This window comes from Streptomyces sp. NPDC014894, assembly GCF_043080985.1.
Taxonomy (GTDB): domain Bacteria; phylum Actinomycetota; class Actinomycetes; order Streptomycetales; family Streptomycetaceae; genus Streptomyces.
The window spans coordinates 243,168-262,084 of sequence record NZ_JBIBWD010000001.1; the positions used below are offsets into that span (position 1 = coordinate 243,168).

19 protein-coding genes, 1 pseudogene and 1 riboswitch are annotated in these 18,917 nt (G+C 72.9%); of the genes and pseudogenes, 12 read left to right on the forward strand and 8 right to left on the reverse strand.

Translation table 11 applies throughout. The features are described 5' to 3' along the window. The first annotated feature begins 57 nt into the window (after positions 1-57). From ACF089_RS01010 to ACF089_RS01025, 4 genes are all read left to right on the forward strand, one after another. Complete coding sequence (locus ACF089_RS01010; protein ID WP_392020075.1) at positions 58-591, forward strand: ATP-binding protein; 534 nt, start codon at positions 58-60, stop codon at positions 589-591. A 508-nt stretch (positions 592-1,099) separates the two neighbouring features. Continuing rightward, complete coding sequence (locus tag ACF089_RS01015) at positions 1,100-1,927, forward strand: polysaccharide deacetylase family protein (protein WP_392020077.1); 828 nt, start codon at positions 1,100-1,102, stop codon at positions 1,925-1,927. Next, entirely contained in the window at positions 1,927-3,126 is a 1,200-nt protein-coding gene (locus tag ACF089_RS01020) for a YncE family protein (protein WP_392020079.1), read from the forward strand. Before ACF089_RS01015 ends, ACF089_RS01020 begins: the two co-directional genes overlap by 1 nt. A gap of 253 nt (positions 3,127-3,379) precedes the next feature. Continuing rightward, positions 3,380-4,051 carry an ADP-ribosyltransferase gene (locus ACF089_RS01025; protein ID WP_392020080.1) on the forward strand — a complete coding sequence of 224 codons (672 nt, stop codon included), beginning with the start codon at positions 3,380-3,382 and terminating at the stop codon, positions 4,049-4,051. A gap of 81 nt (positions 4,052-4,132) precedes the next feature. Here ACF089_RS01025 and ACF089_RS01030 read toward each other — a convergent pair whose 3' ends face one another. Both ACF089_RS01030 and ACF089_RS01035 read right to left on the reverse strand, forming a co-directional pair. After that, positions 4,133-4,822, reverse strand: coding sequence for a lysophospholipid acyltransferase family protein (locus ACF089_RS01030; RefSeq protein WP_392020083.1), 690 nt, complete (start codon positions 4,820-4,822; stop codon positions 4,133-4,135). A gap of 74 nt (positions 4,823-4,896) precedes the next feature. After that, positions 4,897-5,571: a GNAT family N-acetyltransferase gene (locus tag ACF089_RS01035; RefSeq protein ID WP_392020086.1), complete on the reverse strand. Its 675-nt coding sequence runs from the start codon at positions 5,569-5,571 to the stop codon at positions 4,897-4,899. A 103-nt stretch (positions 5,572-5,674) separates the two neighbouring features. On the opposite strand from ACF089_RS01035, the gene ACF089_RS01040 reads away from it, so the two are divergent. The 7 genes and pseudogenes from ACF089_RS01040 (at position 5,675) to ACF089_RS01070 (ending at position 11,914) form a co-directional block, all read left to right on the forward strand. Next, positions 5,675-5,896, forward strand: coding sequence for an EF-hand domain-containing protein (locus ACF089_RS01040; protein ID WP_392020089.1), 222 nt, complete (start codon positions 5,675-5,677; stop codon positions 5,894-5,896). Between the two features lie 79 nt (positions 5,897-5,975). Continuing rightward, positions 5,976-6,983 (forward strand): CopD family protein, encoded by a 1,008-nt coding sequence (locus ACF089_RS01045; RefSeq protein WP_392020091.1) that lies wholly within the window; start codon positions 5,976-5,978, stop codon positions 6,981-6,983. Between the two features lie 177 nt (positions 6,984-7,160). Continuing rightward, positions 7,161-7,700: pseudogene (locus tag ACF089_RS01050) on the forward strand (RNA polymerase sigma factor); the annotation flags it as partial. 131 nt (positions 7,701-7,831) lie between these two features. Beyond that, on the forward strand, positions 7,832-8,665 hold the full coding sequence (locus tag ACF089_RS01055; protein WP_392020093.1) for a hypothetical protein: 834 nt from the start codon (positions 7,832-7,834) through the stop codon (positions 8,663-8,665). Then, entirely contained in the window at positions 8,662-9,558 is an 897-nt protein-coding gene (locus ACF089_RS01060) for an ABC transporter ATP-binding protein (RefSeq protein ID WP_392020095.1), read from the forward strand. The genes ACF089_RS01055 and ACF089_RS01060 overlap by 4 nt, the downstream gene beginning before the upstream one ends. Positions 9,559-9,617: 59 nt before the next feature. Then, complete coding sequence (locus ACF089_RS01065) at positions 9,618-11,141, forward strand: ABC transporter permease (RefSeq protein WP_392020098.1); 1,524 nt, start codon at positions 9,618-9,620, stop codon at positions 11,139-11,141. 74 nt (positions 11,142-11,215) lie between these two features. After that, complete coding sequence (locus ACF089_RS01070; RefSeq protein ID WP_392020101.1) at positions 11,216-11,914, forward strand: hypothetical protein; 699 nt, start codon at positions 11,216-11,218, stop codon at positions 11,912-11,914. On the opposite strand, the gene ACF089_RS01075 is transcribed toward ACF089_RS01070, so the two are convergent. From ACF089_RS01075 to gcvT, 6 genes are all read right to left on the reverse strand, one after another. Then, positions 11,904-12,296: a type II toxin-antitoxin system VapC family toxin gene (locus tag ACF089_RS01075; RefSeq protein ID WP_392020103.1), complete on the reverse strand. Its 393-nt coding sequence runs from the start codon at positions 12,294-12,296 to the stop codon at positions 11,904-11,906. The two genes, ACF089_RS01070 and ACF089_RS01075, sit on opposite strands and share 11 nt — an antisense overlap. After that, positions 12,293-12,580, reverse strand: coding sequence for a hypothetical protein (locus ACF089_RS01080; RefSeq protein ID WP_392020107.1), 288 nt, complete (start codon positions 12,578-12,580; stop codon positions 12,293-12,295). Before ACF089_RS01080 ends, ACF089_RS01075 begins: the two co-directional genes overlap by 4 nt. Positions 12,581-12,641: 61 nt before the next feature. Further along, positions 12,642-14,009: an L-serine ammonia-lyase gene (locus tag ACF089_RS01085; RefSeq protein WP_392020109.1), complete on the reverse strand. Its 1,368-nt coding sequence runs from the start codon at positions 14,007-14,009 to the stop codon at positions 12,642-12,644. A 277-nt stretch (positions 14,010-14,286) separates the two neighbouring features. Beyond that, positions 14,287-15,546, reverse strand: coding sequence for a serine hydroxymethyltransferase (glyA, locus tag ACF089_RS01090; RefSeq protein WP_392020110.1), 1,260 nt, complete (start codon positions 15,544-15,546; stop codon positions 14,287-14,289). Between the two features lie 24 nt (positions 15,547-15,570). After that, the gene (gene gcvH, locus ACF089_RS01095) at positions 15,571-15,948 is read right to left on the reverse strand and encodes a glycine cleavage system protein GcvH (RefSeq protein WP_392020113.1); all 378 of its coding nucleotides are present in this window, start codon (positions 15,946-15,948) and stop codon (positions 15,571-15,573) included. 244 nt (positions 15,949-16,192) lie between these two features. Continuing rightward, on the reverse strand, positions 16,193-17,308 hold the full coding sequence (gcvT, locus tag ACF089_RS01100; protein ID WP_392020115.1) for a glycine cleavage system aminomethyltransferase GcvT: 1,116 nt from the start codon (positions 17,306-17,308) through the stop codon (positions 16,193-16,195). A 164-nt stretch (positions 17,309-17,472) separates the two neighbouring features. Beyond that, a riboswitch (glycine riboswitch) is annotated at positions 17,473-17,569 on the reverse strand. Between the two features lie 291 nt (positions 17,570-17,860). On the opposite strand from gcvT, the gene ACF089_RS01105 reads away from it, so the two are divergent. Continuing rightward, complete coding sequence (locus tag ACF089_RS01105) at positions 17,861-18,535, forward strand: AAA family ATPase (RefSeq protein WP_392020117.1); 675 nt, start codon at positions 17,861-17,863, stop codon at positions 18,533-18,535. Positions 18,536-18,917 lie beyond the last annotated feature (382 nt).

Genomic DNA, 18,917 nt, shown 5'->3' on the forward strand with positions numbered 1-18,917 from the left:
GGGTGCCCCCACCCCCCTGTTCCCCCGGAACGGCCACGGAGGCCCCCGGCCCGGGCGATGATGGGACGCATGGCGGGCCTCGAAGGTGTGGAACAACCACGGCAGTGCGACAGCGCTGCCGGCGCCCGGTGGACGGCCGCCGTCGAGGACGAACAGGCGCTGCGGGCCCTGGAGTTGTACGGGAATCCCACCGAGGTGGAGGTCCGGCTACCCTCCCGTCCGGAATCCGCCGCCACCGCCCGCCGGCTGACCCACTGTGTGGTGCTGTACCAGTGGGCGCTCACCGCGCAGACCGCCGAGTACGCGGTCCTGCTCGTCTCGGAGCTGGTGGGCAACGCCGTACGGCACACCGGCGCCCGGGTCTTCGGGCTGCGGATGCTCCGCCGCCGGGGCTGGATCCGGATCGAGGTGCGCGACCCGTCGCGCGGGCTGCCCTGTCTGCTGCCGGTCCAGCCGATGGACATCAGCGGGCGCGGGCTCTTCCTGGTGGACAAGCTCTCCGACCGGTGGGGCGTGGATCTGCTGCCGCGCGGCAAGACGACCTGGTTCGAGATGCGGGTGGCCGAACGGCAGGCCGCCCCGGCGTCCTGACCTCCCCGGACCACCGGCCCCGGCATCCTGGACCTTCCGGAGCCCCGGCCCCGGCTCTGCGCCCCTCGCCCTCGACCTCGCCTGCCCGGGGTCCTGGCGTCGGGCCGGTGTCTGTCCCGCGTCCGAGCGCGGCGGTCTCCGGGCACACAGAAGCCCCCGTGGGGCCGAGGGTGTCGGCGCCGGGGGCTTCTGTGGAGGGCCATGGGATAGGGGGGTGTTCCCACGGCCGCTTACGACGACCTGGCCCGGGTCAATGGGGGTCGTTCCTCCGACTATGGCAGACGGGGGCCTCCGGGCCAAAATCCGCTACTCGGGCATATGTGACAAATAGCGATAGATTGCCGGTGAATCACAGGTGAGGTGGGCCACCTACCTCGTATTTAGTGCATAAAGTTCACCCGGACTGAATGTTTCCTTGATCTGTTCGCGTCAGCTTTCCCGACCCGCAGACTATATTCAATGCGGCAATCATCCTTATTCGCCCGGTTCGCGCCTACGCTGCCTACCCGTGACCTCGATCGACCGCCGCCGCGCCCTGCGCACCGCGGCGGGGGCCGCCGCCGCGGGCGTCTCCCTCACGAGCTGCACCGACGGCGGTCCCGCGCGGGCGCGGGCGGGCCGGACGGACCGGGCGGCCCCGGACCGGCCCGCGTCCCCCTCCGCCGCCCCGCCGCACTCGGCCGGCGCACCGCCCCCCGGCGGCGGGCCCGCCCCCGCCGCCCGCCGCTTCCCCGGCCGCCCCGCGCAGATCACCCACGGCCCCCGCGACCGCGACCGGGTGGCCCTCACCTTCCACGGCGGCGGCGACCCGGCCACCGCCAGAGCCGTCCTCGCCGAGGCCGAACGCGCCGGCGCCCGCGTCACCGTCCTCGCCGTCGGCAGCTGGCTCGACCAGCACCCCGCGCTCGCCCGCCGGATCCTCGACGGCGGCCACGACCTCGGCAACCACACCCAGCGCCATCTGACCATCACGGAGATGTCCGAGACCGACGCCTACGCCGAGATCACCGGCTGCGCCCGGCGGCTGCACCGGCTCACCGGCTCCATCGGCACCTGGTTCCGCCCCTCCCGCACCCAGTTCTCGACCCCGCTGCTGCTGCGCCTGGCGCGGCGGGCCGGATACCCGCACGTCCTCTCGTACGACGTCGACTCCCTCGACTTCACCTCGCCCGGGGCCGCGGCCGTCGTCCGTACGGTCACCGGCCGGATCCAGCGCGGATCCGTGGTGAGCCTGCACTTCGGCTATGCGGACACGGTCGCCGCACTGCCCGCCCTCCTCGACGATCTCGACCGCCGCGGACTGCGCGCGGTGACCACCACGGAGCTGCTGAGCTGATGCACCGACGAACCACTCCCCTGAGACTCACCCGGCGGACCGGCGCACTGGTCACCGGGGCCCTGATCGCCCTGCTCGCGGGCTGCGCCGCGGACGGCTCCCCGGCCTCCGGCGATCGGACGACCAGGGCCGCCGCGCCGCCCGAGAAACCGAGGCCCGCCGTCCCCGCCGGACTGCCGGGCATGCCGCCGGTCCTCGACCCCAAGGACATCTACGCCGCCGACCGGCCCGGGATGCTCTCCCCGGTGGTGCGGAAGTTCCCCTCCCGGGTGTACGTCCCCAACACCAACTCCGACACGGTCTCCGTCATCGACCCCAAGACGTACGAGGTCATCGAGACCATCCCGGTCGGCACCCAGCCCCAGCACGTCGTCCCCTCCTGGGACCTGAAGACCCTCTGGGTGAACAACAACCGCGGCCACACCCTCACCCCCATCGACCCGGCGACCGGCGACGCGGGCGAACCGGTCGAGGTGCACGACCCGTACAACCTCTACTTCACCCCCAACGGCAAGTACGCCGTGGTCATGGCCTCCCTCGACCGCGAACTCGTCTTCCGCGACCCGCACACCATGGACCGGGTGAAGACCACCCCGGTCTCCTGCTACGGCGTCAACCACGCGGACTTCTCGGCGGACGGCCGGTACTTCGTCGTCTCCTGCGAGTTCTCCGGCGAGCTGCTCAAGGTCGACACGGAGAAGATGGAGGTCGTCGCCCAGCAGAAGCTGCCGTTCAAGGGCGCGATGCCGCAGGATGTGAAGATCTCGCCGGACGGAAAGACCTTCTACGTCGCGGACATGATGGCCCACGGCGTCTGGGTGCTCGACGGCGAGAAGTTCACCACCCCGAAGCTGCTGCCCACCGGCGAGGGCTGCCACGGCCTCTACATCAGCCGCGACTCCCGGGAGATGTACATCCCCAACCGGGGCGAGGGCTCCATCTCCGTCTTCGACTTCGCCCAGGACAAGCTCACCAAGAAGTGGTGGCTGCCGGACGGCGGCAGCCCCGACATGGGCGGCGTCTCGGCCGACGGCAAGGTGCTGTGGCTGTCGGGGCGGTACGACGACGAGGTGTACGCGATCGACACCGGGTCCGGGAAGCAGCTGGCGCGCATCCCGGTGGGCGGCGGTCCGCACGGGCTGGCGGTCTATCCCCAGCCGGGCCGGTACTCCCTCGGTCACACCGGGGTCTTCCGCTGACAGCCCGACGGGCTCATGGGCCGACCGGCCCATGCTCTGACGGGCTGACGGGCCGGCGGGCCGGCGGGTCGGCGGGTCGGCGGGTCGGCGGGCGCACGGACCGACGGGCCGCTTCGGTTCTCCTGGTCCTGGTCCTGGTCCTGGTCGACCGAGGGAGAGCGGCCCGGAGGGCCCGTCAACCCGCCGCCCGGACACGCCCACCGCCGGACGACGGTGCCCGGCCCGTCCTCGCAGGCCCGCGATGGTGATCCCTATGATCACAACTCGACTGCGACGACGGGCCGTCGTCCTCGCGCTCACCTTCTCCGCCGCCCTGCTCCCGGCCGCCGCCACCTCGGCCGCCTCCTCCGCCCCGGTCGCCCCCGCCTCCGCCTCCGCACCCGCCCCGGCCGTCCGGACGGCGGCCTTCCGGGCCGCCCCCGCGAACTCCTGTCCCCGGGTCGAGAACCGGCTCTTCGCCGCCGCCGACGCCCGGGTCGACCCCGCCAGGATCACCCCCGACCCCGTCTGGCGCACCGACTGCCGTCAGCTCTACCGCTCCGACGGGCGCGGCCCCGAGGTGGTCTTCGAGGAGGGCTTCCACCCCAAGGCCCCCCTCGACGGCCAGTACGACATCGAGAAGTACGTCCTGGTCAACCAGGCGTCCCCCTATGTCTCCACCACCTACGACCACGATCTGTACAAGTCGTGGAAGAGCGGCTGGAACTACTACGTGGACGCCCCCGGCGGCGTCGACGTCAACAAGACCATCGGCGACGCCCACAAGTACGCCTCCCAGGTCGAGGTGGCCTTCCCCGGCGGGGTCGCGCGCGAGTTCATCGTCGGCGTCTGCCCGGTCGACCGCGTCCGCAAGACCGAGATCATGAACGAGTGCCAGGACAATCCGCACTACCGGCCCTGGCGCACGTCCTACCCGGTCGCCTAGCCCGCCCGTACCGCGTCGCGTCTCGTCGGGCCGGCCGTGGGGGCGGGCGGCCGGTCCGACACGAAGCCGGGGGGTGTGCGCTCAGCCCCCGGCGGCCCGCGCCGGCGCGGGGGAGGGCCCGGACCGGGGCGTACCGTCCAGATGCCCGACGGCCGTTCGCCACGCGGCGGTCACCGCCGCCCGCGCGTCCGCCGTACGCCGCCGCTCGTCCGCGAGCACGACCGGCGTCCCGACATGGACATGGAGCGGGGGACGGCGCAGAGGCGCGGTGACCGCTCCCGCGAGCTGCTTCACGGTGCTTCCGGAGGAGATACGGCGGGACCCGGCCTGCCCGAGGGGAATCACGGGCGCGCCGGTGAGGTGCACCAGCCGGGACAGCCCGCTCCGGAAGGCCTCCGGGGCCGCCTCCGCGACATCCGCGCGCAGCGGCAGCCGCCCCTCGGCGTAGATCAGGACGAGGCGTCCCCGGCCGAGCGCGGCGGCGGCGTCGTTCAGCGCCTCGGCGGCCCGCCGGTCGCCGCGGCGCACGGGTATGTGCCCCTCGCGGACGAGCGCCCGGCCGAGCACGGGCACACGCCACAGCCCGGCCGTCGCCATCACGACCGGCTCCACACCGAGCCGGCGCAGCGCGGCGAGCACGACCGCCGGATCGGCGAGCGAGGTGTGGTTGGCGGCGATGACGCTGCCCGGGGCGAAGTCGACGCCCGCGTCGACGGTCACCGTCAGCCGTCCGACGACGGGCGTCAGGGCTTCGGCGAGGCGGCTGAGCATGAAGGAGACCTCCTGGTCACAACGGTGATCAGCATCGTGACCCGAGATCGGGCCGCGGTCGTGAGTACGCGTACTCAGCCGGCGTGCCCGGATGTGCGCACCGGCGGGGGCGGCGCGGCCGAGAGCAGCGCCTCCGAGCCCACCGGCCGGAACCCCGCCTTCTGGAAGGCCCGCACACTGCGGGCGTTGCCCGGCGACTGCTGGGCCCACACCGTTGATTCCGGTGCCAGATGACGGGCCGCCAGCGCCAGCGCGGGGCCCAGCCCCCGGCCGCGCGCCTCCTCGTCCACCTCGATCGCGGCCTCCCAGCGGCCTGCCACACCCCGGCCGAGCACCAGCAGCCCGCCGCCCGCCTCCCACACCCGCACCTCGTCGCGGTACGCCCGGGCCCGCGCCACCCGGGGATGGTCCGGGTCCTCGATCTCACGCAGCGCCAGACCGGGAACGCCCGGCAGCGCGTCCGCCACCGACACCAGATCGACGCAGTCCATCACCCGGCCGGTGCGCGCCAGCAGCGCCGCCAGGAACACCGGATGCATCGCGGCGGCGAGCGGATCCGCCCCGGTGGCCGCCAGCCGCTCGCGCACCCACGCCGGGTCCTCGTCGGCGCAGACCACCGAGTGCGCGGTGAAGGCAAACACCCCCGCGTCCCGGCCGTTCGGCTGCGCGATCACCCGCGTACCGCCGTCGGGCGGCGGGAAGTCCCCCCGTGCGGCGGCCCGCAGCAGCTCTGCCAGTTCATCGCTCATCCGCACATCCTCACCGAACCGCCCCCGGCACGGAACAGCCGGGCGTGCCGATAATCTGATCTCCGTCAGTAGTGGGGTCAAGCATCAAGAAGGGGCGGAAGCAGTGACGGACATCGACGAGGCGCGCAGGGCGTTCGACCGGTACGACCTGGACCGGGACGGCCTGATCACGGCGGCGGAGTACAAGAGCGTGATGGCGCAGCTGGGCGACTTCTATGTCACTGAGACGGTCGCCGAGGCGATCATCAAGACCAAGGACGCCAACGGCGACGGTCAGCTGACCTTCGAGGAGTTCTGGGCCTCGCTCAACAAGAAGAAGGCCTGAACGACCGGAACGGCTCCCCGGCGGACACCCGGGGAGCCGCCCCGGATCTCCCGGGATATCCGGACCAGTCCGATTTGCGATGAGAACAACCCCCGGTGACGATCATGGGGTGACCACCCCCGGAGCCCTGGCGACCGGCCGGGCCGCCCGCCGCAGAGCCGCTCGCCGCACCACGCGCACCCTCGCCGCGCTGACCTTCGCGGGCGCCGTCGCGGCACTCGCCGTCGCCCTGCTCGGCGGCCCCCTCGCGGCCCGGGGCACGGGCGAACTGCGCGTACCCGCCGCCGGCGCCACCACCGTGCTGCGCACCGTCGTCTTCGCCGCCCTCGCGATCCACCTCGGCGAACTCGCCGGCCGGCGGCTGGCGGTCGGCGGACCGAGCCCCCGGCCCTGGTCGCTGTACGCGGCGCTCGCCGGGGCCGCCGGGGCCGCCGGGCAGATCGCCCTGCTCGCCTCCGTCAGCGACATCGACATGGCCACCGCGTACGGCACCCGCGACGGCCGGCTCCTCCTGCTGACGGCGAACGGCTTCCTCGCCGCCGCGGGCTGCGCCGCCCTGCGCCGCCCGGCCCTCGCGCTCGTCCCGCTCGTCCTCGTCATCGGCGCGGAGGCGCTGCGCGCCCACCCCGAGCAGTACACCCCCGAGATCGGCGCCGCGCTCACCGCCGTCCATCTGCCCGCCGCCTCCCTCTGGGCCGGCGGGCTCCTCTGCGCCCTGCGCCTGATGTGGCTCCGCCGCGCCGACCGCGCCGACGCCCTCGCCGTACTGAGCCGCTACGCCCGCCCCGCCGCCTGGCTCCTCGCCCTGCTCGCCGCCACCGGCACCGCCTCGACACTGCGCAAACTGCCCCCCGACGTCATCCTCACCTCCGCCTACGGCCGAGTCCTCATCGCCAAACTCCTCCTCGTCGCCGCCGTCTGCGCCCTCGCCCTCACCGCCCGCCGCCTCCTCCTCCAATCCCGCCTCGACGCCCAGCACCCCGCCCGCGCCGAACTGGCCCTCCTCACCCTCGTCATCGTCGTCTCGGCCCTCCTCACCGTGCTCCCCGACCCCCACTGGATCAGCGCCCGCCTCGGGCTCCGCTGACCCACGCCGAAGAGCCCCCGGCCCGCGGGCCCCTGCCGGCCGGCGGTACGACTCCGGCGACGTGTCCGGCGCGCCCGCCGAAATCCGGGAGCGGGCCCGGGGTTCTGTGACCCACGCCATAGAGAATGGGTGAACCGAACCGCTGCTCCGTTCCGACGAGGCAGTGTGAGTCCGGCGATGGATGAGGAACCCGATGGCGAACTTCTGGCAGCCCTGGCCGAGTCCGACCGCGAAGCGTTCGAGGCCCTGTACCGCCGCTACGCCCCCTGGCTGAGGGCCCGGCTGCGATACCGCTGCGCGGACGCCGCCCAGCTCGACGACGTGATCCAGGAGACCTTCCTCTCCGTGTGGCACACGTGCTCACGGAAGCGCCCTCCCGAGGTCAGGGACTGCGCGGGCTGGCTCTGGCGCATAGCCGAGCGACGGCTCGCGGACGCCGCGCGCACTCGGGGCCGCCAGGGCCGCCTGCACAGGCTGCTCGCGGGCCTCCGCCGGCAGAGCACCCCGTCGGCGGAGGAGCAGGCCCTGGAGGCCGGCGAGTTCAGCGGCGCCCAGGCGGCCGTACGGCGACTCCCGGACGATCTCCGCGAGGTCGTCCAGGCCACCCTCATCGACGGGCTGACCACCCGGCAGACCTCCGACCGGCTGAGCCTGCCCGTCGGAACGGTCAAGACCCGGGCCATGCGGGCCCGCAGACGTCTGCGCGAGGAACTTGCCCACGACCGGGCCGCGGAAGCGGCCCGCGAGCCCGGCGCCGGCGAGATTGGCCACGACCGGGGAGACGACGGCGCCCGGCGCCCGGGCTCCTTACCGGACCGGCGGAAACGAACGAGCGGGGAGTGTGGGACGTGAACAGAGGCAGGGAAACGGGAGCCCGGCACCCCGTCCCGGACGTACTGGAGCGCTACGCCCTCGGCGCCCTCGACCGCGGCGAACTGCACCCGGTGGAGACCCATGTCGACGGATGCGCCGTCTGCCGGGCCCGGCTCGCCGCGACCGCCGACCCGGCCCCCGTCGAACGCGGCTGGCGGCGTCTCGACCACACGCTCGACGCACCGGTTCCCGGGCGCGCCGAGAGGCTGCTGCTCGCGGCCGGGGCGCCCGACCACACGGCACGGCTGCTGGCCGCCACCCCCCTGCTGCGGGTGAACTGGCTCTGCGGCACCGTGTTGACGCTGGTCACGGCCGTCCTGCTGGCATGGTCCGAGGTCGCCATGGCGTCGGTGGCCTTCCTCGCCGCAGCCCCGCTGCTGCCCGCCGTCGGAGTCGCCGTGTCCATCGGCCGACACGGCGATCCTGCGCACGAGCTGGGGACGGTCGCCGCCCCGAGCGGTTTCCGGCTCGTTCTGCTGCGGATGACCGCCGTGCTCGGCGCCACCGTGTCGCTGACCGCACTCGCCGCACTCGCCCTCCCCGGTCCCGGGCTCCGGGCGTTCAGCTGGGTCCTTCCCTCCCTTCTGGTCGCCGCCGTCTGTCTCCTGCTGCTGCCGCGCGCCGGGGCCGTGCCCGCCGTCGCCGTCAGCACGGGCGGATGGCTCTTCGCGGTGACCCTGACTCGCCACTCCGACCTGCTGTTCTCACCGGCCGCACAGGCCGCGCTCGCCGGGATGCTGCTCGCCGCCGGCCTCCTGCTGGTGCTGAAGCGCGCCGACTTCGACGTCGACAAGGAGATCCACGTATGACCACCGCACCCCGAGACAGGGCCGGCGCCTCCGTCCACCGGCTGACGGTCCGCTACCGCAAGACCTTCGCGCTCGAAGAGGTGACCCTGCGGCTGAGCGACGGGGTCACCGGTCTGCTCGGCCCCAACGGCGCGGGGAAGACGACGCTGATGCGCGTACTGGCGACGGCCGTGATCCCCACGAGCGGGGAGGTGAGAGTGCTGGGGCGGGACCCCAGGGCGCCCGCCCAGCGGCAGGAGATCCGCCGCCGCCTCGGCTATCTGCCGCAGGCGCCGGGATTTCACCGGCATTTCACCGCGTTCGAGTTCGTGGACTATGTGGCGATCCTCAAGGAGCACACCGAGCGCCGCGCCCGTCACGACGAGGTGCGGCGGGTCCTGGAAGCTGTCGGCATGGGCGAACACCGCGGCAAGAAGATCAAGGCGCTCTCCGGCGGGATGCGCCAGCGCGTCGCCCTGGCCGCGGCGCTGATCGGCAGCCCCGAACTGCTCGTCCTCGACGAACCGACCGTCGGTCTCGACCCCGAGCAACGGCTGCGATTTCGCGAACTGATCGCCGAACTCGCCGTCCGCCGCCCCGTCCTCCTGTCCACACACCAGACCGAGGACGTGGCCGCCCTGTGCCACCGGGTCGTGGTCCTGGCACGGGGCCGGGTCCGCCACGACTCCAGCCCCCGCGAACTGAGCGAGGTCGCCCGGGGATCGGTCTGGTTCAGCCGCGACCGCGACCCCAGATCCATCGCGGGCTGGCGGACCGGCACCGGCGACCACCGCAACATCGGCGTTCCCCCAGCGGGCGCCGAACTGGCAGAACCCACCATGGAGGACGCCTACCTGCTCCTCAATTCGGCCCACGGCCTCCCGGCTGCTCCCCAGGAAGGCGGCACCGCGTGAGCGCCGTCCGGCCGGCGCCCGCGAGCGCCCCCGCCCGCCCGGCCACCGCCGCACGGCCCGTGCGATCCCTCGCTGCGGTGGAGGCCCGCCGCCTGCTCCTGCATCCGCTCGTCCTCGGCAGCACGGCGCTCTGCCTGCTGCTGTGGACGTACCGGACCTCGATCGCGGGGACCGTCGCCCTCCCCGTCCTGCACGACCAGGACAGATTTCTCCAGACACAGCTTCTGCTGCCCGCCGCCGGTGTCTTCCTCGCCTCGCACCTCGCCGTTCTGCGGTCCACCCGGGACGAGACGGAACCGTGGTTCGCCCTCATGGTCCTCCCGCGGTGGCGGCGAGCCGCCGCCCATCTGCTGGCCGTGCTGCCCGTCGTGGTGCTCACGGCCCTGCTGGCCTCCGTACGCATCGCCTGGCTGGCGCTCCTGCCCGGGGCCGTCGGCACTCCATCCGCCGCCGAACTCGCCACGGGCCCGGCCGTCGTCCTGCTCGCCGGAGCGCTCGCCGTACTGGTCGGCACGCTGTTCCGCTCGGGCGCCGCGGGTCCGCTCGTCCTCGGCCTCCTGGCCGTCCTCACCGTGGTGGGCGGGATCGCCGACTCCCAATCCTGGCGCTGGCTACTGCCGGTCGCCCACGAAGACGACATGCGGACCGCCCTGCCCGCTCATCTTCTGGACCGTCCGGCCGCCCTCCACCTCGGCTATCTCGTGCTCCTGGCCGCGATCTGCGCCTCCGGGACCCTTCTGCGGGCCGGTCTGAGAGCCACCTCGGTCAGGGCGGGCGCGGTCCTCGCACTCTCCGGAGCCATCGCCCTCGGAGCCGTTCAACTCCAGCATCCCCGGGACGGCGCGGCCCAGGAGCGCGCCCTGTACACACCGTCGGAGCAACAGCGGTGCGACGAGGAGCGCGGAGTCCGGTACTGCGCCTTTCCGGACTTCGCGGACCGGCGCGCCCAGTGGGCCCCTGTCGTCCACGGCATTCTCGACGCCCTCCCGGAGGGCGTCGGAGACGAGCCGTACGTCGTGCGCCAGCGCATCACGCCCATCACCGGTCCCGTCGTGATGATCGAAACCTTCCGGCTGCTGCGGACATGGCGGGAGGACGACCGGCGCGCGGGCACCGCCGGCGCGGTGGTCGTAGGCACCCACTGGGGGGACCACGACGACCTGAGCACCAGCGCCACCGCCGGATTCGCCGCCGAATTCGCCCACCGCGCCGTCGTCGGCGACGACGCGGACCCCGGACCGGCCGCCGACGACGAGATATCCCGGGTGTGCGGCTCCCGCGCCGTCCTCTCCGTGTGGCTCGCCGGGCAGGCGACCCCGGCGACGGGGCGTGCCCTGAGTTCCGTCCTCCGCCGGTCCGGCGGGGATTTCGTCGGCTTCGCCAGTGTCATGAGCACCGCCCAGTTCGGCCGGGCGGAGGCGGATCTGGGCATGGCGCTGCTCGACCGGCCCCGCGACACGGTGGCCCGTACCGTACACGCGTCATGGCGAGAACTCGCCTCGCCCACCACGACCGCGGCGCGCGCCGCGGAACTCCTGGGAGTGCCCGCGCCTCCTCGCCCCACTCGGGAATGCGCGCGGTGAACGATCCCCGGCCCACCTCGGCGTCCGCTCCCACGCCGGCTGTTCCTGGAGCCGCCGGAGACCGGCGTCGGCTCATGGCACAGGCCCGCGCCCTCCTTCCCCACGAGCACCGGGCGGCCCGGACCGCACCGCTGCTCGGGGGATCGGCCCTGGGCGTCGTCACCTGCGCCGTCCCGGCTGTGTTCGACGTGCCCGTCGGCCCCGGCGCCGCAGCCGTACTGCTGTTCCTCTCGGCGGCCGTGGGCGTCGCCGGCGTCGGCTTCGCCCTCGAGGACCCGTCCGCCCCGACCACCGGTCTGTGCCCCTCGCCCCGATGGCTCCGACGCTGCCTGCGCACCACGTCGGCGCTCTCGTTCCTCTCCATCGCCTGGTGGTCCGAGGCCGCCCTGGTCCGCCGGGCGCTCCCCGCCGAGGACCGCGAGATCTTCCCCTACGGCGATCTGGCCGTCACCGCCCTGGCACTGAGCCTTCTCGCGATGACATGCGCCATGCTCACGACCCGCTTTACCCAGGGCCGCGGCAGCGGCCCGGCCGCCACGGCCCTGTTCGCCTCCTGCGTCCTGCTCCTGCTGTTTCTCCCGCCCGGCATCGAACTCTTCAGCGACCCGGCCGACCCACCGCGATGGCAGTCCGCGTCCCAGCGCTGGACCGCCCTGGCCCTCCTGCTCGCACCGGCCACCGTCGCGCTCCACGGGGACCCGGCGGTGCGGCAATCGTTGGAACGGGGCGACGGTAATCCTTCTTCGCGTTCGGCCCGCGGGGTCAGACCTTGACGACGCGGACGCCGGGGCGGCACAGCATCAGGAGATCCTCGGGGTCCGACGTCAGTACGGTCACGGGGGCGGGCGAGGCGAGTGCGGTGGCGGCCACGATGGCGTCGAGGGCGTACTTGTGGCCGTGCAGGCCGGCGCTGGCGAGGAGCTTGCTGGCATGGCGGGCGATAGCTTCAGTGGGCGGGACGATGTTCACGCGGGAGACGGCGTAGTCGAAGCGGGCCTGGTTGACCTTGGGGTCGCGTGCTTCGACCAGAGTGACGGAACTGGTGACCACGCGGATGTCCTCGTCCTCGGCCGCGGCCAGCCACTCGGTGACTTCGGGTGAGCGCCGTACGAGTTTGGACAAACCCTCACAGTCCAGGACGAGTGTTCCGCTCACGCCGCGTCCGCCGAGCCGGAAGTCGCCGAGCCGGCCGTGTCGCCGCGGAGGATCGCTCGTTTGGTCTCGACCGCTGCCCGGTCCACCGGGCCGTGTTCCGCTTCGGCGTCTTCGATGAGTTCGCGCAGCAGGTCCCGCTCGAGCTGGCGCTGGATGAGAGCTTCGACGTAGGCGGACATGCCTCGCTTGCCGGTCCGTGCCTTGAGGGCGGCGATCGTGCCTTCGTGGAGGGAGACGGAGACCGGACGGACAGGGCCTTCGCCGGGAGCGGAAGAGGTGACCATGAACCCACTTTAACAAAACTCTTGTTATTGGGTGATCGTCATCCGTGCCCGGCTCCCGGCATCAGCACTCGATGATGTTCACCGCCAGCCCGCCCCGCGCCGTCTCCTTGTACTTGACCGACATGTCCGCCCCGGTGTCCTTCATGGTCTTGATGACCTTGTCGAGGGAGACCTTGTGGGTGCCGTCGCCGCGCATCGCCATCTTGGCGGCGGTGACGGCCTTCACGGCGGCCATGCCGTTGCGCTCGATGCAGGGGATCTGGACCAGGCCGCCGACGGGGTCGCAGGTGAGGCCGAGGTTGTGTTCCATGCCGATCTCGGCGGCGTTCTCGACCTGCTCGGGGGTGCCGCCGAGGACCTCGGCGAGGGCGCCGGCCGCCATGGAGCAGGCGGAGCCGACCTCGCCCTGGCAGCCGACCTCGGCGCCGGAGATGGAGGCGTTCTCCTTGAAGAGCATGCCGATCGCGCCGGCCGAGAGCATGAAGCGGACGACGCCCTCGTCGTCGGCGCCCGGGACGAAGTTCATGTAGTAGTGCAGCACGGCGGGGATGATGCCCGCCGCGCCGTTGGTGGGCGCGGTCACGACACGGCCGCCGGCCGCGTTCTCCTCGTTCACGGCCATCGCGTAGAGGGTGATCCACTCCATGGCGCGGGCCAGCGGATCGCCCTCGGCGCGCAGCTGGCGGGCGGAGTTCGCGGCCCGGCGGCGGACCTTCAGACCGCCCGGGAGGATGCCCTCGCGGGCCATTCCGCGGGAGACGCAGGCCTGCATGACCCGCCAGATCTCCAGCAGGCCGGCCCGGATCTCGTCCTCGGTGCGCCAGGCCTTCTCGTTCTCCAGCATCAGCGCGGAGATCGACAGACCGGTCTCGCGGGTCAGCCTGAGCAGCTCGTCACCGGTGCGGAAAGGATACTTCAGCACGGTGTCGTCGAGCTTGATCCGGTCCTCGCCGACCGCGTCCTCGTCGACGACGAACCCGCCGCCGACCGAGTAGTACGTCTTCTCCAGGACGCTCGCGCCCTCGGCGTCGTACGCGAAGACCGTCATGCCGTTGGCGTGGTACGGGAGCGTCTTGCGGCGGTGCAGCACCAGATCGGCGTCGAAGTCGAAGTCGATCTCCCGCTCGCCGAGCAGGCTGATCCGCCCGGACTCCTTGATCCGCTCGACCTGCTCGTCGGCGGTCTCCACGTCGACGGTGCGCGGGGAGCTGCCCGCGAGGCCGAGCAGGACGGCCTTGGGGGTGCCGTGGCCGTGGCCGGTCGCGCCGAGGGAGCCGTACAGCTCGGCCCGGACGGTGGCGGTGCGCTCCAGCAGGCCCTCGTTCCTCAGTCGCCGGGCGAACATACGGGCCGCGCGCATCGGGCCGACCGTGTGGGAGCTGGAGGGGCCGATGCCGACCGAGAACAGGTCGAATACCGAGAGGGCCACGGGGTAACTCCTTGGACGTTGTCAGACGCCGTTGTCTGCCAGGTGACTCAGCGGCGCGAAGCGCCTCGTGCGAGAGCGGGGCGAGGGCGGGACGGGCGAGAAAGCGGGACGGGGTGAGGAAGGGGGGCGGGGTGAGGAAGGGGACGGGGCAGGGACGGGGCGGCCCGGCGGTACGGGTGGCGCCGGAGAACGGGGCGGGGCACCGCGCTCACTCCCCAGTGTGCGCGGTGCCCCGAAGAAATCGTCCGTGAGGTGCGCCCGCGCGCGCGGGCGATCTCTACAGACCGGGGTAGAGCGGGTGCTTCGCGGCCAGCGCGGAGACCCGGGTGCGCAGCGCCTCCGTGTCGTACGACGGCTTCAGCACCTCCGCGATGATGTCGGCGACCTCACGGAAGTCGTCCTCCTGGAAGCCGCGGGTGGCGAGCGCCGGGGTGCCGATCCGCAGACCCGAGGTGACCATCGGCGGCCTGGGGTCGTTCGGGACGGCGTTGCGGTTGACCGTGATGCCGACCTCGTGGAGACGGTCCTCGGCCTGCTGGCCGTCCAGCTCGGACTCGCGCAGGTCGACCAGGACCAGGTGCACGTCCGTACCGCCCGACAGCACCGAGACGCCGTGCTCGGTGACGTCGCTCCGCACCAGGCGCTCGGCCAGGATGCGGGCGCCGTCCAGGGTGCGCTGCTGGCGCTCCTTGAAGTCGTCGGAGGCGGCGACCTTGAAGGAGACGGCCTTCGCCGCGACGACATGCTCCAGCGGGCCGCCCTGCTGACCCGGGAAGACCGCGGAGTTGATCTTCTTGGCCAGCTCCTGGGTGGAGAGGATCACTCCGCCGCGGGGGCCGCCCAGGGTCTTGTGGGTGGTGGTGGTGACCACATGGGCGTGCGGCACCGGGTTGGGGTGCAGCCCGGCCGCGACCAGGCCCGCGAAGTGGGCCATGTCGACCATCAGATAAGCGCCGACCTCGTCCGCGATCCGGCGGAACGCGGCGAAGTCCAGCTGGCGCGGGTACGCCGACCAGCCGGCCACGATCAGCTTCGGACGGGACTCCTTGGCCAGCTTCTCGACCTCGGCCATGTCGACCTGGCCGGTGGCGTCGTCCACGTGGTAGGCGACCACGTTGTAGAGCTTGCCAGAGAAGTTGATCTTCATTCCATGGGTCAGGTGCCCGCCGTGCGCGAGATTCAGACCCATGATCGTGTCGCCGGGCTTCAGCAGGGCGAACATCGCCGCCGCGTTCGCCTGGGCCCCGGAGTGCGGCTGCACATTGGCGTGCTCGGCGCCGAACAGCTCCTTGACCCGGTCGATCGCGATCTGCTCGATGACGTCGACATGCTCACAGCCGCCGTAGTAGCGGCGACCCGGATAACCCTCGGCGTACTTGTTGGTGAGGACCGAGCCCTGTGCCTCCATCACCGCGACCGGAGCGAAGTTCTCCGAGGCGATCATTTCCAGGGTGGACTGCTGACGGTGGAGCTCGGCGTCGACGGCGGCGGCGACGTCCGGGTCCAGCTCGTGGAGAGGGGTGTTGAGAAGCGACATCTCGGGTCCCTGTCGTAGTCGTGGTCAGTTACCGGAAAAGGCGGTGTACTCATCGGCGGAGAGCAGGTCCTTCGGCTCCTCGCTCACCCGCACCTTGAACAGCCAGCCGCCCTCGAAGGGCGCGCTGTTCACCAGCGACGGGTCGTCCACCACGTTCTGATTGGCCTCGGTGACCTCACCGGACACGGGCGAGTACAGATCGCTGACGGACTTGGTCGACTCCAGCTCTCCGCAGGTCTCGCCCGCGGTCACGGTGTCGCCCACCACGGGGAGCTGGGCGTAGACGACATCACCGAGCGCGCCGGCGGCGAACTCCGTGATCCCGACCGTCGACACGCCGTCCTCGGCGTCCGACAGCCACTCGTGCTCCTTGCTGTAGCGCAGCTGCTGGGGGTTGCTCATGACCTGAATTCTCCTGTATGCGGGAAGGGCGGATGTACGTGCTGGGGGTACGGCGGGGTGCCGCTGGTCACTTCTGACGCCGGTACGCGGTCGTGCGCGCCGTACGCGTCGGCCGTCGCGCCGCCGCGCGGGCGGTGCGCCGAGGCCGGGACGCGCCCGTACGTCTCGTCCGGAGCGCCGTCGCGCGCCGAGGCCGGGACGTCGCCGTGCGCGCCGGCCCGAAGGCCGTCGGGTGCGCCGGACGTCACTTCGCGCGCTGGTAGAACGGCAGCGCGACGACCTCGTACGGCTCGTGCGCCCCGCGGATGTCGACGCCGACGCCCTCGGCGCCCGGGGCGGCGTGCGCCGCGTCCACATAAGCGATGGCGATCGGCTTCCCCAGCGTGGGCGAGGGCGCGCCCGAGGTGACCTCGCCGATCACCGCGCCGCCCGCGACCACCGGATACCCGGCGCGCGGGACCCGCCGGCCCTCGGCGATCAGCCCGACCAGCTTCCGCGGCGGAGCGCTCTCGGCGCGCTCGGCGGCCGCGGCCAGGGCCGCGCGGCCGACGAAGTCGCCCGCCTTCTCGAACTTCACGACCCGGCCGAGACCGGCGTCGAAGGGGGTGAGGCCGGTGGTCAGCTCATGCCCGTACAGCGGCATGCCCGCCTCCAGGCGCAGGGTGTCCCGGCAGGACAGACCGCAGGGGACCAGACCGGCGGCGGCGCCCGCCTCGGTCAGCGCCCGCCACAGCTCCTCTGCGTGCCGGGGCTCGACGAACAGCTCGAAGCCGTCCTCGCCGGTGTAGCCCGTACGGGCGATCAGCGCGGGGACCCCGGCGACCGTGCCGGGCAGGCCGGCGTAGTACTTCAGACCGTCCAGATCGGCGTCGGTGACGGCCTTCAGGATGCCGGGGGACTCCGGGCCCTGGATCGCGATCAGCGCGTACGCGTCCCGGTCGTCGCGCACCTCGGCGTCGAAGCCGGCGGCCCGCTCGGTGATCGCGTCCAGCACGGTCTGGGCGTTCCCGGCGTTCGCGACGACCATGTACTCGGTCTCGCCGAGCCGGTAGACGATCAGATCGTCCAGGATCCCGCCGTCCTCGCGGCAGATCATGGTGTAGCGGGCCCGGCCCACACCCACCGAACCGATGTTCCCGACCAGGGCGTAGTCCAGCAGCGCGGCGGCGGCGGGACCGGTGACGGTGATCTCGCCCATGTGGGAGAGGTCGAAGAGGCCCGCCCGGGTGCGGACGGCGTGGTGCTCGTCGCGCTCGCTGCCGTACCGCAGCGGCATGTCCCAGCCCGCGAAGTCGGTCATGGTCGCGCCCAGCGAGCGATGAAGGGCGTCGAGCGCTGTCTGGCGATGGGCGTTGCTCATGGATAGGGCTCCCAAGGGCATGCGGGCGAGGACGACCCTCCCCATCTGTCATCGGAACCTGAGAGGTTCGTCGCGACCGTATGTACGGGTGACCGTACGTACCGGTGGCCGTGACTTGCACCTTGGGTGGAGCCGCGCAGGGCGGCCCGCTTTTCAGATCTGCCTCATCGCACGCGGTACGGGGCCTGAGAGATTCAAGGGAGGAACTTGCTCCTTCGGCGCCCGGCACCGAGGTGCCCGGGACTCTCCCGCGTGGATTCAAGCGGCCGGTATGCAGTTGGCGGGCACATCATTGCACGCATTCGGCGCTGGTGGGGGTGTGGTCCCGGCCGTTCGGGGCCGGGCCGGGAAGCGCCCCGGGCCGGGGCGGGGGCGAGCGCCGGGCGGAGCCGGGGAGCGGGGCGGCGCGGGCCCCGGCGCCGGTCCGCGCGAAAGCGCGGACGGCGCGCCACACGCCGGACGCGCCTCGGGCACAAATCAGTTGTGTCCCATTACCATTTCTTTACGCTTCTTGGGCAAGTGTGTGGGTGACCTGACAAGGGGGAGGGTGTGATGACGTTGCAGCACTCCGGTGCGTACGCCACGACCGCGGGTGTGCCCGCGCAGGCACAGCCGGCGGTCAGCGGGCTCCACGGGGGAGTGGGGGCCCGGCCCGTGCTGCGGGACCTCAGGGACCGCGCCGGGCGCAGCCCGCGGCGGCTGATGTTCGCCGCGGGGGATCTGGTGGTGGTGTCCGGGCTGCCGGGCAGCGGGAAGTCGACCCTGATCAGACGTGCCGCGAGAGGCCGGGGCATCGATTCGCAGGACGCCCGGGACCGCTGGGACGCGCGCACGCCGGCGTTCCTCCCCTACGCGGTCTACCGCCCCCTGGTCCGGCTCGCGCACTACGCCGGGCTGCGGCGCGCGCTCCGCTCCGGCGAGAGCGTGGTCGTCCACGACTGCGGTACGCAGGCCTGGGTGCGGCGCTGGCTGGCCCGCCGGGCGCGGAGCCGGGGCACGGCGCTCCATCTGATCCTGCTCGACGTCCCGCCGACGGTGGCCCGGCAGGGGCAGCGCGAGCGGGGCCGGGGCGTCTCCGGGTACGCCTTCGCCCGGCACCGCCGGGGTGTCGGCCGGCTGATCGCCGACGCGGAGGCGGGCCGTCTTCCGGCGGGCTGCTCCTCCGCGGTGCTCCTCGACCGCGACTCCGCGAGCGTCCTCACCCGCCTCGGCTTCGATCCGTCCTGACGCCTGCCCTGACTCGACGCCTGCCCCCGCCGTTCGTCCCGCCACCCGTCCCCGCCGACTGCCCACGCCGCCCGTCCCCGCCGTCCGGTACTCGTCCTGCCCGCCTGCCCCGAGGCCCGTCCCGCCGCCAGGCCGCCCGCCCCCTTTCCGAGACCTGTCCCGCGGCCTGTCCCGGCGCCCCCGTACCGGTGACCGGCCCGAGACCTGCCCCGCACCTCCGGCCGGCCCGGCTTCCTCGCCCCGGCCCGTCCCGCCCGGGCCCCTCGGCCGCCCGGGCCCTCCGCCGCACCCCCGCACCCGCGGGGCTCCCGCCCCGCACCCCCGCACCCCCCGCTACGTGCGCCGGATCCGCCCCCGGCGTGCCTCCCGCACCCCCGGAGGG

Coding starts and splice junctions, on each gene's coding strand:
- ACF089_RS01070 (WP_392020101.1), top strand. CDS start 11,216: ATGGCACAGGCCCGCGCCCTCCTTCCCCACGAGCACCGGGCGGCCCGG.
- ACF089_RS01035 (WP_392020086.1), bottom strand. CDS start 5,571: ATGAGCGATGAACTGGCAGAGCTGCTGCGGGCCGCCGCACGGGGGGAC.
- gcvH (WP_392020113.1), bottom strand. CDS start 15,948: ATGAGCAACCCCCAGCAGCTGCGCTACAGCAAGGAGCACGAGTGGCTG.
- gcvT (WP_392020115.1), bottom strand. CDS start 17,308: ATGAGCAACGCCCATCGCCAGACAGCGCTCGACGCCCTTCATCGCTCG.
- glyA (WP_392020110.1), bottom strand. CDS start 15,546: ATGTCGCTTCTCAACACCCCTCTCCACGAGCTGGACCCGGACGTCGCC.
- ACF089_RS01025 (WP_392020080.1), top strand. CDS start 3,380: ATGATCACAACTCGACTGCGACGACGGGCCGTCGTCCTCGCGCTCACC.
- ACF089_RS01030 (WP_392020083.1), bottom strand. CDS start 4,822: ATGCTCAGCCGCCTCGCCGAAGCCCTGACGCCCGTCGTCGGACGGCTG.
- ACF089_RS01060 (WP_392020095.1), top strand. CDS start 8,662: ATGACCACCGCACCCCGAGACAGGGCCGGCGCCTCCGTCCACCGGCTG.
- ACF089_RS01080 (WP_392020107.1), bottom strand. CDS start 12,580: ATGGTCACCTCTTCCGCTCCCGGCGAAGGCCCTGTCCGTCCGGTCTCC.
- ACF089_RS01020 (WP_392020079.1), top strand. CDS start 1,927: ATGCACCGACGAACCACTCCCCTGAGACTCACCCGGCGGACCGGCGCA.
- ACF089_RS01010 (WP_392020075.1), top strand. CDS start 58: ATGATGGGACGCATGGCGGGCCTCGAAGGTGTGGAACAACCACGGCAG.
- ACF089_RS01045 (WP_392020091.1), top strand. CDS start 5,976: ATGAGAACAACCCCCGGTGACGATCATGGGGTGACCACCCCCGGAGCC.
- ACF089_RS01105 (WP_392020117.1), top strand. CDS start 17,861: ATGACGTTGCAGCACTCCGGTGCGTACGCCACGACCGCGGGTGTGCCC.